General features: G+C 68.9%; 9 protein-coding genes. 5 read left to right on the forward strand and 4 right to left on the reverse strand.

What is annotated here, in order from left to right; all coding sequences use genetic code 11:
- The 4 genes from IZR01_RS43040 to gcvPA all read right to left on the reverse strand — a co-directional run.
- Window positions 1-406: SDR family NAD(P)-dependent oxidoreductase (locus IZR01_RS43040; protein ID WP_194927194.1), on the reverse strand; the 406-nt coding region annotated here is incomplete at its 3' end.
- Window positions 406-1557: an ATP-NAD kinase family protein gene (locus IZR01_RS43045; RefSeq protein WP_194927195.1), complete on the reverse strand. Its 1152-nt coding sequence runs from the start codon at window positions 1555-1557 to the stop codon at window positions 406-408. The genes IZR01_RS43045 and IZR01_RS43040, both read right to left, overlap by 1 nt.
- A 46-nt stretch (window positions 1558-1603) precedes the next feature.
- A complete protein-coding gene (gcvPB, locus tag IZR01_RS43050) occupies window positions 1604-3175 on the reverse strand; it encodes an aminomethyl-transferring glycine dehydrogenase subunit GcvPB (RefSeq protein ID WP_323747259.1) in 1572 nt (523 codons plus the stop codon).
- Window positions 3172-4512, reverse strand: a complete 1341-nt coding sequence (gene gcvPA / locus IZR01_RS43055) for an aminomethyl-transferring glycine dehydrogenase subunit GcvPA (protein WP_194896865.1) — start codon at window positions 4510-4512, stop codon at window positions 3172-3174. Before gcvPA ends, gcvPB begins: the two co-directional genes overlap by 4 nt.
- 122 nt (window positions 4513-4634) lie before the next feature.
- Here gcvPA and IZR01_RS43060 point away from each other — a divergent pair, with 122 nt between their 5' ends.
- The 5 genes from IZR01_RS43060 to IZR01_RS43080 are packed head-to-tail and all read left to right on the forward strand — an operon-like array spanning window position 4635 to window position 12003.
- Window positions 4635-5957: an ABC transporter substrate-binding protein gene (locus IZR01_RS43060; protein ID WP_194896864.1), complete on the forward strand. Its 1323-nt coding sequence runs from the start codon at window positions 4635-4637 to the stop codon at window positions 5955-5957.
- Window positions 5958-5961: 4 nt separating this feature from the next.
- Window positions 5962-6927 carry a carbohydrate ABC transporter permease gene (locus tag IZR01_RS43065; RefSeq protein ID WP_228555313.1) on the forward strand — a complete coding sequence of 322 codons (966 nt, stop codon included), beginning with the start codon at window positions 5962-5964 and terminating at the stop codon, window positions 6925-6927.
- Window positions 6924-7754 carry a carbohydrate ABC transporter permease gene (locus IZR01_RS43070; RefSeq protein WP_194927196.1) on the forward strand — a complete coding sequence of 277 codons (831 nt, stop codon included), beginning with the start codon at window positions 6924-6926 and terminating at the stop codon, window positions 7752-7754. Before IZR01_RS43065 ends, IZR01_RS43070 begins: the two co-directional genes overlap by 4 nt.
- Complete coding sequence (locus tag IZR01_RS43075) at window positions 7751-9820, forward strand: beta-galactosidase (protein ID WP_194927197.1); 2070 nt, start codon at window positions 7751-7753, stop codon at window positions 9818-9820. Before IZR01_RS43070 ends, IZR01_RS43075 begins: the two co-directional genes overlap by 4 nt.
- A gap of 2 nt (window positions 9821-9822) precedes the next feature.
- On the forward strand, window positions 9823-12003 hold the full coding sequence (locus tag IZR01_RS43080) for an MGH1-like glycoside hydrolase domain-containing protein (protein ID WP_194927198.1): 2181 nt from the start codon (window positions 9823-9825) through the stop codon (window positions 12001-12003).
- Window positions 12004-12087: the final 84 nt, after the last annotated feature.

Below are 12087 nucleotides of genomic sequence, written 5' to 3' on the forward strand. Positions count from 1 at the left end.
CGGTGTTGACGATGCTCCCGCCCCCGGCCGCCGCCATCAACGGCACCGCCCGCCGGCTCATCAGCAGGATCGACTTCACGTTGACCGCCATCACCAGGTCCCAGTCGTCCTCGGCGATGTCCAGCACGGTCGAGCGCCGGATGATCCCGGCGTTGTTGAACAGCACGTCGACACCCCCGTGCGCGGCCACGGCGGCCGCCACCACCGCGTCGCAGTCCGCCGCTCGCGACACGTCGCAGCGCACGAACACCCCGCCGACCTCCTTCGCGGTCTGCTCCCCGCGCTCGGCGTCCAGGTCCGCGATCACCACACCGGCGCCAAGCTCGGCCAGCACCTCGGCGCTCGCCCGCCCGATCCCGGACGCACCGCCGGTCACGATCGCGCTCTTCCCGCTCAGGTCGATCATCAGGACTGCCTTTCGTTCAAGGAATTGTTCTGGGGGTTGTTCTGGAGACTGTTCAGGGGATTGTTCAGGGGATAAAGGATCGTACGTCGCCACCCGGTCCCGACCCGCACATACCGCGGAAACGCCCGGTCCAGCGCGTCGTCACCGGTGTCGACCAGCAGCGGACGCCCGCCGAGCGCCACCACCTTCGCCTCGGTCGCCACCACGTGCAGCCGGTCCAACCCGACCGCGCGCAGCACCTCGGGCGAGAGCTGCTGGTTGCCCCGGCCGAGCAGGAAGCCCTGGCCGCCGATGGGAGTGAGGGCGATGCGCGCCGGGGTCTCGGCGACGAGCCTGAGGAGCTGGTCGGCCGTGACGTCGGCGGCCAGCAGCTTCGCGTCCTGGAGCACGTTCACGCCCAGGACCGGGACGTCGACCCCCCACACCCCGGCGATGGCCCGGGTCGTCGTTCCGGGGCCGAGGATAAGCAGCTCGCCCGGCGCGACGAGCGAGCGGAGCTCGGCGGCGATGCCCGAGACCGCATCAGGCGTGACGCCCGAGCTGCCCATCTTGCGCTGCTGGACGCGCGCCGGAACGTCGGGCACCCGAAGGTACCCGAACAGCTGCGGCGAGCCGTCCACCCGATCGACGACTTCCGCATCACGCAAGCGCGAGTAGCTGGCAGCAACTTCACCGGCCGCACGCGGATTCACGGCGAAGACGGCCGAGTGCATCTTCACGCCGGTCGGGATGCCGAGGACCGGGAGCGCGTCGCCGACCGCGTCGCCTGCCCCATCGCCGACGGCTTCGAGGACGTCGCGCGCCGTGCCGTCGCCGCCAGCGAAGAGGAGGAGGTCGACCTGCGGGGCCAAGGCGCGGGCGGCTGCGATGGTGTCGGCGGCGGAGGTCGGATCGGCGGCGGCGAAGACCACCTCGGGCACAATCCCCGCAGCGCGCGCCGCCGCCTCCCCCATCGCCCCGGCCACGGTCAGCACCGAGACCTCCGGCCGCCGCGCGCGCAGCTCAGCCAAGGCGACCGTCGCACGCTCGGCAGCCTGCGGCACAGCACCGAGCGCGAACGCCCGCGCCTGCACCTCCGCACCATCGCTGCCCTTGAGGCCGACCCGGCCGCCGACGCCGGCGACCGGGTTCACCACGAGCCCGACCTTCATGAGTGCGGCCTCTGGTGGCTGGACGCCGCGCCGGCCCGCCCGCCTCTCACGCGAGCTTCCGCCGGTAGGCCCGCCAGGTGACCGCCCAAGTCCCCGGATCCTCCAGCGACGCGTCCCGCATCGAATGGATCGGCCCGTTGTGCGGCGCCGTCCGCACCGTCTCAGGCTCCTCATAAGCCTCGCGCGCGACCTCGGCCAGGATCCGCGCGTACTCGTCCAGGTCCGCCTGCGAATACGACTCCGTCGGCTCCAGCGTCATCGGCTCCGGCACCAGGTACGGGTGGTGGCTCGTCCAGTAGTGCGTCCCGAAGTCGGCCACGCGGTAGCCGATCTGCTCGGAGTGGATCCCGGTGTCCGCGTTCAGCTTCTCCCAGCTGTAGCGCGCCTGCTCCACGCGCCGCCGGCCGCGCGCGTAGGGCAGCGACACGCCCTCGATCTCCAGCACCTTCGAGATCAGGTAGTTGTTGTTCAGCACCGAGGTCTCGGCCACGTCCCGCAGCCCCTCGGCGCCCAGCGCCATGATCCACGCGTACGCGCGCACCAGGTTCGGGACCACGCCGTAGAACGGCCGGATCTTGCCGATCGACTCCGGCCGGTCGTCGTCGATGTAGTACCGCGAGCCGTCGAACTCGACCGTCGGCCGGGGCAGGAACGGCTCCAGCGCCGACGTCACCGCCGAAGCCCCGGCAGCCGGCCCGCCGCACATGTGCGGCGTCGAGAACGTCTTGTGCAGGTTGAAGTGGCACAGGTCGAACCCGGCGTCCCGGGCCCGGGTGATCCCCAGGATCCCGTTCGCGTTGGCCTGGTCGTAGCAGCACAGCCCGCCGACGCCGTGCACCAGCCGCACGAACTCCTCGATCCGCGGGTTGAAGATCCCCGTGTCCTCGGGGTTCGTGATCAGCAGCGCGGCCGTCCGGGGCCCGACCGCCGCCCGCAGGGCCTCGATGTCCGGATACCCGTCCGCGTCCGGCATCAGGGTGATGACGCGGTATCCGGCGGTCTTCGGCGCGGCGGCGTTCGTGGGGTGCGAGAACTGCGTCGTGATGATCTCGTCCCGCAGTTCGCCCTCGCCCCGCGAGGCGTGGTAGGCGCGGATCATCGACACGTTCGCGTAGATCGCCGACGACCCCGACCCGGGCTGCAACGACACCCGGTCCATCCCGGATATCTCCTTCAGCAGCCCCTCCAGCCGGTACAGGATCTCCAGCACCCCCTGCACCGTCCCCTCATCCTGCAAAGGGTGCAGCGAAGCGATCCGCGGATCCCGCACGAACGAGTCGTTCACCTTCGGGCTGTACTTCATCGTGCACGTGCCCTGACCCACGTCGACGTTCAGATCGACGCCCAACGTCTCCTGCGAGAGCCGCATGTAGTGCCGCAACACGTGCGGCTGCGACATCTCCGGCAGCCGCGGCGCCTCGGCACGCGCCAACCCGGCAGGCAACGCGGGCACCGGCAAGTCGGTGACGGGGACCCCGACCCCACGCTCCCCCGGGCTCGTCAGCTCGAAGATCAGCGGCTCATCCCACCGGGCCTGATGAAAACGACGCAGCCCCGGCTTCGGCGCGATCCGCGCGTCCTCGACCGGAACAGGGGTACGCGGCGACGACGCGCTCACTTGGCAATCTCCTCAAGAACAGCGGCGAGACGATCGACGTCCTCGCGCGCATGGACCTCGGTCACGCAGAACAGCGCGTCGGTGTCGGACAGCACCTTGCCGCCCTGGATCCCGCGCTCCAGAAGCAGGGCGTTGATTTCCGCGGCCGTCCGCGACCCGGTGAACCGCACCACGAAGTCGGCGAACGACACCGAGGAGGCGTTCGGCACAGCGACGAAAGGCACCGCCGCCAACCGCTCCTGCGCATAAGCGGTGAGCGCGAGAATCGTCTCCCCGATCTCCCGCATCCCGCGCGGTCCCATCAGCGCCAGGTAGACACCGGCCATGATCCCGTTGAGGGCGGAGGCGGTCCCGACCCACTCCTTCCCCTCCTCCCGCAGCGCGAAGGAGGTGCGGTCGTAGAACACGTCGCCGAACCCGTATTCGCCCTCGACCACCGTCGGCACCACCCCGAACAGCCGCGACGGGAACTCCCGCACCAGCCGCTCCTCGTCCCGGGTGGCGATGAACCCGGCGTTGCCGCCGCCGAAGCTCATCCGGATCCCCAGCGGCTGGACGTCGCCGCACACGATGTCGGCGCCGTAGGAGGCAGGTGAGGCCACCGCGCCCAGCGAGATCGGGTTGCAGCCGACCACGAACAGCGCGCCGACCGCGTGCGCCCGCTCGGCCAGCGTCGGCAGCGCGGCGTCCAGCACGCCGTGGTAGTTCGGCGCCTCGATGTAGACCGCGGCCACGTCGGCACCGACCACCAGATCGGCGGCCTGCCAGCCGTCATGCGTCCCGTCCAGCACCTCCACGTCGTGGTCCGGCCGCACGAAGTCGACGATCTTCGACACCTTGTCCGGGTCGATCGGCCCGACCACCAGCAGCCGGCGCCGTCCGGTGACCCGGCCGGCCATCCGCAGCGCCGTGCCCGCCGCCTGGAAGCCGTCGTAGGTCGGGACGTTGACGACGTCCAGTTCCAGCAGCTCGCCCATCAGCGACTGGTACTCCCACAGCGCCTGGAACCGGCCGTGGTCCTCATAGGGCTCGCCGGCGTACGCGGTCAGGAACTCGCTCCGGTTCGCGATCTCCTCGACCACCGCCGGCACGTGGTGCTGATAGCAGCCGGCGCCCAGGAAGCTCAGCTCGGCCAATTTGTTGCGGGACAGGAGCCGGTCCATGTGTCGGACCAGTTCGGCCTCCGAGCGCAGCGGGGCCGGCAGATCCAGCGGCCGGTGCAGCCGGATCGCGTCGGGGATGTCGGCGTAGAACTCCTCGACGCTCGCCGCGCCGACCGCCGCCAGCATGCGCTTTCGGATCTCGGGATCGCTGTTCGGGATGTACGGATGGCCCACAGGTGAACCTGCCTCATCGCTCGGGGGTTGTGACGGGATCGGCCAAGGGTCTTGACGAAGGCCCGTCATACAGTGTGCTGTATACAGCATTCAGTATTGCGGCAAGGGAGGGCACGGTGTCAATGTCAATGCGGACAAGTCGGCGTTCGGTGCTGCGAGCGGGCATCGGAGCACTCGCGGTCGCGGTGACCGGTGGCTGCGCCACCGGCGGCGGGGCGAAGAAGCCCGCCAAGAGCCTCAACGCCCAGGCCCAGGTGACCGGGTCCATCACGGTGTGGTCGTGGGACGTGGCGGCCAAGGCGCTCAAGCGGCTGGCGCCGGCCTTCGAGCAGCAGCACCCCGGGGTCAAGGTGAACGTCGTCGACATCGGCTACGACAACGCCTACGACAAGATCACCATCGGCCTGAAGTCCGGCGCCGGGCTGCCGGACGTGCTCCAGGTCGAGGGCCAGAAGATGCAGAGCTACATCGGCACCTTCCCGAGCGGCTTCTACGACCTCAGCACCCTGGCCGGCCCGTTGAAGAGCCAGTTCAACGCCGCCGCCTGGGCCACCGGGACGGACGCGGGCGGCAAGGTCTACGCGCTCCCCTGGGACATCGGGCCCTGCGGCGTCTTCTGCCGGACCGACATCTTCCAGCAGGCCGGCGTCGATCCGGGCTCGATCCAGACCTGGGACGACTACATCGCGGCCGGCGTCCAGATCAAGGCCAGGACCGGCAAGAAGCTGCTGGTGGTCGACCCCACCGGGGACAGCACCTTCCCGATGCTGCTCCAGCAGGAGGGCCAGGGCTACTTCGTCGACGGCAAGATCGCGGTCAGCACCCCGGCCGCCGTGAAGGCGATGACCGTCATGAAGGAACTGAACGACAAGGGCCTGGTCGACTACGAGAAGGGCTGGGACGCCCTGGTCTCGTCGAACAAGGACGGCAACGTCGCCACCGCGCCGACCGCCGTCTGGTGGTCCGGGACGCTGACCGACGAGATGCCCGAGCTGAAGGGCAAGTTCAGCGTGATCCCTTTGCCCGCCTTCACTTCCGGCGGTGTCCGTACCTCGAACAACGGCGGCTCACTGTTGAACATCTCCTCGCAGAGCAAGAACTCCGCGACAGCCTGGGCCTTCATCCAGTTCGTCCTGGCGAACTCGGACAACCAGGTGTCGATGCTGAAGAACGAGGGCATCTTCCCGGCCTTCGTCCCGGCCCTGTCCGACCCCTACATCACCGGCCCGCAGGACTACTACGGCGGCCAGACCACCTTCAAGACCTTCGCCGACCTGGCCAAGGACATCGCCCCGGTGGAGTACACCGGCGACTACTCCAAGGCCAGCGACCTGGTCACCACCGCCACCAGCGCCGTGATGCAGGGCGGCAAGGATCCGAAGTCGACGCTGGACTCGACCGCGCAGCAGATCGCCGCCGCGACCAACCGGCAGATCGCCCAGTAGCGCCATGGCCACCGCCACTACCGCTCCGCACCGAGGGTCGGCCAGGTTCGTCAGGGGACGGACCCGGCCTCGAATCCGGGTCGTCCACTGGGCGTTCGCCGGACCCGCCGCGGCCCTGTTCATCGTCTTCTTCGCCTATCCCCTGGGCGCCAGCCTGTACCAGAGCTTCACCAACGACGACGGCGGCACGCAGACCTGGGCGGGCCTGGCGCAGTACCGGCGCATGCTGCACGACCCGGTGTTCTGGAAGTCGCTGTACAACACCGGACTGCTGCTGATCTTCCAGGTCCCGCTGATGATCGGGATCGCGCTGGTCCTGGCCTGTGTGCTGAACCAGTCCTGGCTGCGTTTCAAGGGCACCTGGCGCATCGCGTTCTTCCTGCCCTCGGTGACGATGCTGGTCGCCTACGCGGTGGTGTTCCGGGTGCTGCTCAAGACCGACGGCGGCATGGTCAACCAGGCCCTCGGCTGGTTCGGGGTGAGCCCGGTGGACTGGCTGAACAATCCGGTGTGGGCCCGGGTGTCCCTGATCGGCACCATCACCTGGCGCTGGACCGGCTACAACGCGGTGATCCTGCTGGCCGGGCTGCAAAGCATCCACCGCGAGCAGTACGAGGCCGCGGCGATCGACGGCGCCGGCGCCGTCACCACCTTCCGCAAGATCGTGGTGCCGCAGCTGCGGCCGGTGATCCTGTTCTGCTCCATCACCTCCACCATCGGCACGCTCCAACTGTTCGACGAGAACTTCGTCCTCACCAAGGGCGGGCCGGACAACGCCACCATGACCCCGGTCCTCTACCTCTACAAGGTCGGCTTCGACCAGATGGACTTCAGCTACGCCTCCGCGATCGCCTGGGCCGTGGTGCTTATCATCGGCGTGCTCTCGGTGATCCAATTCCGGTTCTTCGGACAGTCGGAGAACACAGCCCGGGATGCCAGGAAGGTCAGCTCAGGAAGGAGACGGCGATGACGCTGAACCCACAACACCTGCGGCGCGGACTCGTCCTGCTCGCCCTGACGGTCGGCGCGTTCATCAGCGTCCTGCCGTTCTACTGGATGGTGGTCGCTGCCACCCACAGCAACGACGAGCTCTTCCACTCCCCGCCGCCGTTCGTCCCCGGCGGGCACTTCATCAGCAACATCAAGTCCTTGGAGAGCTCGGTCGGGTTCAGCCGGGTGATGCTGAACAGCCTGGGCATCGCCGTGGTCTACACCCTGATCAGCGGCCTGATCTCGGCGATGGCCGGCTACGGCCTGGCCAAGTACCGGTTCCGGGGCCGCGGGCTGCTGCTGGCCCTGGTGCTCACCACCATGATGGTGCCGTTCCAGGTGCTGCTGGTCCCGCTGTTCCAGATGATGTCGAACCTGGGCTGGGTGAACACCTACCAGGCGGTGATCGTGCCGTTCCTGGCCAACTCGTTCGGGATCTTCCTGATGCGCCAGGCGTTCCTGGACTTCCCGGACGAGCTGATCGAGTCCGCGCGGATCGACGGCTCCGGCGACATCCGGACCTTCTACCGGATCGTGCTTCCTGTAGTGAAGCCACAACTCGGGGCCCTGGCCATCTTCACCTTCATGAGCCAGTGGAACTCCTTCCTGTGGCCGCTGCTGATGCTCGACTCGCAGGACAAATACACCGCACCGGTCGCGCTCTACACGCTGGTCGGCGGAACACATGTGGATTATTCGGGCTTGATCCTCGGAAGTTTCCTAGCAACCCTCCCTCTGATGCTCATCTTCTTTATCTTCCAGAAGCAGTTCGTATCCGGTTTGCTGGGAGGAGCAGTCAAGGGATGATCACACGTGTCGAAGGACTTTTGTATGGAGCCGACTACAACCCGGAGCAGTGGCCGGAGTCGGTGTGGAAGCAGGACGCCAACCTGATGCGGGACGCCGGCGTCAATATGGTGACGGTCGGCGTGTTCTCCTGGGCGCGGTTGCAGCCCGCCGAGGACGAGTGGGACTTCGAGTGGCTGGACCGGCTGATGGACCTGTTCCACAGCTCCGGGATCGCCGTGGACCTCGCCACGGCCACCGCCTCGCCGCCGGCGTGGTTCGTGCGTCAGTACCCGGAGACGCTGCCGGTCACGGCCGACGGCGTGCGCCTGGAGTTCGGCTCCCGGCAGCACTACTGCCCCTCCTCTCCTATCTACCGGGCGGCCGCGACCCGGCTCGCCCGCGCGATCGCCGAGCGGTACGGCGAGCACCCGGCGCTGGCGCTGTGGCACATCCACAACGAGTACGGCGACCACATCACCGAGTGCTTCTGCGACGTCTCCGCCGAGGACTTCCGGCGCTGGCTCCGGGAGCGCTACGGCCAGGACGTCGAACAGCTGAACTTCGCCTGGGGCGCGGAGTTCTGGTCGCAGCGGTACTCGGACTTCTCGCAGATCGAGCCGCCGCGCAGGGCCCCCGGCCCGGTGAACCCGGGGCAGCTGTTGGACTGGCGCCGGTTCAGCTCCGACGCCCTGCTCGCCTGCTTCCTCGATGAGCGGGCCGTGTTGAAGGAGGTGACGCCGGAGGTTCCGGTCACGACGAACTTCATGTCGATGATGAAGGACCTCGACTACTGGAAGTGGGCCGCGCACGAGGACCTGGTCTCCGACGACGCCTATCCGGACCCCGCGGATCCGTCGGCCCACGTGCTCGCGGCGATGAACTACGACCTGATGCGCTCGCTCGGCGGGGGCCGGCCGTGGCTGCTCATGGAGCAGGCGCCGTCGGCGGTGAGCTGGCGCGCGGTCAACGTGCCCAAGACGCCGGACCAGAAGCGTCTGTGGTCGTTGCAGACGGTGGCGCGCGGCGCGGACGGAGTCATGCACTTCCAGTGGCGGGCCTCGCGGGCCGGCGCTGAGAAGTTCCACAGCGCACTGCTCCCCCACGGCGGGACCGGTTCACGGGGATGGCGGGACACGGTCCGGCTCGGCGAGGACCTCGGCAAGCTGGCCGAGGTCGCCGGGAGCCGGATCGAGAGCGCGGTCGCCATCGTCCTGGACTGGAACTCGTGGTGGGCGCTGGAGGCGGAGGACCACCCCTCGGCCCGGGTGCGGCTCAAGGAGCAGATCCTGAGCTGGTACTCGGTGCTGCACCGGTGGAACCACGTCGTGGACTTCGTCCCGCCGGACGCCGACCTGGCCGGCTACAAGGTGGTGCTGGTCCCGAACCTGTACGCGGTGAGCACGGAAGACGCCGCCCGGCTGACCGACTACGTGTATGGCGGAGGGTACCTCGCAGTCGGGTTCTTCAGCGGGATCGTCGACGAGCTCGACCACATCCATCAGGGTACTGACGCCGCGGGGGGCGGCTATCCGGGACCGCTGAAGGAGGTGCTGGGGGTCGCCGTGGACGAGTGGTGGCCGATTCCGGACGGGGAGACGGTCGAGGTCTCGTTCACGGCCGACGAGGAGACGGCGAAGGCCGCGCGCAAGCCGGACCGCGGGCAGCAGCCCAAGCCGGCGGCCCGGCGGTGGAGCGAGTGGCTGGGCACGACCACGGCCCGGGCCGTCGCCAACTACGCCGAGGGGCCGCTCAAGGGGCGTCCGGCGGTCACCCGCAACGAGTTCGGGGCCGGCCGGGCCTGGTACGTGAGCTGCGATCTGGGCTCGGACGTGGAGAAGGTCCTCGGGGAGGCCGTGCGCCCGGCGGTGGTCTGGCCGTCGCTGGCCTCGACGCTCGCGTGGTCCGGGGTGGAGGTCGTCTGCCGAAGTTCGGAGACCCACCTGTACTACTTCCTGCTCAACCACGGCGACACCTCGGTCGATCTGGGCTCCTCCGTGCCGTTCGGCGCGGTGAACCTGCTGACCGGGAGTCGTCCCACCCATGTGGCCGCGAACAGTGTCGTGGTCCTGAAGGTCGAAAGGTGATCATGTCCCATCCGTTGCGGGCCCTCGCCGCGCTGGCGCTCGGCGTGGGTCTGGTATTACCGGGAGCGGCGGCGCAGGCCGCGCCGCAAGCCCCGGCGCACCATCCATCTGCATCCTTCGCCAATGTGCTGGATCTGCAAGGCGTGCCGAGTGTGGCGCTGCCCGGCGATCCGGCGACCGACGTCAACCCGATCGGCGTGTTCGCCGACCAGGGGGCCTGGCAGGCCTATGCGCTTCCGAAGGTCGGGGACACCGCTTCATACGGTGCCTTCACCGGGCCGTTGTACATCGCGCAGGAGTATCCGTGGTGGCTGAGCAAGGGAATCAGCCATCTGACGCTGTCGGAGAACGGCAAGCCCGTCGACCTGGCTTCGGCGACGTCCCCGGTGTTCACCTCACTGCCGGGGATGTTGCAGCAGAGCTTTGATGTGGACGGGCTGCATGTGGTGATGCAGCTGCGGTACGCGAGCAACCGGACCGCGCTGGTGCAGGCGTTCGTCTCCAACACCACGGGGCGGCACCGGAGCGTCGCGGCGGGCTGGACCGGTTCGCTGCTGCGTCCCGACACCGAGCCGGAGAAGAGCGCCCCGGCCCTGCACGCGACGTCGACCGGGGTCTCGGTGGGCTTCGCGAAGGTGCGGCAGACCTGGGACTACCTGACCGACGGGACCGAGAAGTTCCAGGTCACGCACGCCGAGCCGGTGACGACGTCGGTGACCGGCGATGCCTACACCACCTCGCTGAACGCGCCGCTGCGCCTGAGCCCGCACGGGCAGCAGGCGCTGACCTGGACCGAGTCCTACACCTTCACCGGTGCGGACTACGCGGCCGAACAGCCGGTGATCGCGAAGACGCTGCACGCGCCCGCCTCGGTGGTCGCGGCGGACGAGCGGCGCTGGCGCGGGTATGTGGCGTCGGCGGTGCGGGGCGTTCCGGCGTCGCAGCAGGCGGAGGCGGTGAAGTCGGTGGAGACGCTGACCACGAACTGGCGCAGTGCTGCCGGAGCCGTGCTGCACGACGGGGTGACGCCGTCCATCTCCAACAAGTGGTTCAGCGGCCTCTGGGCCTGGGACACGTGGAAGCAGGCGGTCGGTACGGCGGTGTTCGACCCGTCGCTGGCCGAGTCGCAGATCCAGTCGATGTTCGACTACCAAGTCACCGCGGCCAACCCGCAGGGGCGGCCGCAGGACGCGGGCATGATCCCGGACTGCATCTTCTACAACGACCCGGCGCACGGCGGCGGCAACTGGAACGAGCGCAACTCCAAGCCACCGCTGGCCGCGTGGGCGGTGTGGTCGGTGTTCCAGCGCAACGGGGACGTCAACTTCCTGCGGGAGATGTACCCGAAGCTGGTGGCGTACCACGACTGGTGGTACCGCGACCGCGACCACAACAACGACGGGCTGGCCGAGTACGGCGCTACGGTGGACCCGGCGAACGTCACGGCCGAGGACAAGCGCCAGGCCGCGGCGTGGGAGAGCGGCATGGACGACGCTCCCCGCTTCGACGCCACCCTCGGCGCCGGCGTGGTGGACAACACGGACAGCGCCGGGAACGTGGTCGGCTACTCGCTGACGCAGGAGTCGGTGGACCTGAACTCCTACCTGGCGGCCGAGGACGGCGTCCTGGCCCAGATGGCGTCAGTGCTTGGGCACCCGACCGACGCGGCGCACTACCGCTCGGATCAGGCGTCGGTGGCCAAGGCCGTGCAGCAGAAGATGTACGACCCGGCCACCGGCTGGTTCTACGACGCCTCCCTGACCACCGGCCAACCGCTGACCGCACGCGGCCGGGGCATCGAGGGCGCCATCCCGCTGTGGGCCGGCGTCGCCACCCCGACGCAGGCGGCAGCGGTCCAGCAGAAGCTGATGTCGCCCACCGAGTTCAACACGCAGCTCCCCTTCCCCACGGTCGCGGCCAGCTCGCCGTACTACGACCCGACGGGCTACTGGCGCGGCGCGGTCTGGATGGACCAGGCCTACTTCGCTCTCGAAGGCCTGCGGCGTTACGGCTACACCGCCGACGCGACGGCCCTGACGAACAAGCTGCGGGCCAACGCCGAAGGCTTGATGGGCAACGGTCCGCTGGCGGAGAACTACGACTCGGCGACCGGCGGTGCGATGAACTCGCGCGGGTTCAGCTGGTCGGCTTCGCTGTTGTTGGAGCTGGATCACCAGCGCTGAGGGTGTTGCTGAGGCGCGGTGCTGAAGGCCGCTGAGTGAGCCGCGGGTCCCGGTTGGCAGCCGGGGCCCGCGGCTCGCCGCTTT

It is taken from the genome of Catenulispora pinisilvae (assembly GCF_015356865.1).
GTDB classification, from domain to species: Bacteria; Actinomycetota; Actinomycetes; order Streptomycetales; family Catenulisporaceae; genus Catenulispora; species Catenulispora pinisilvae.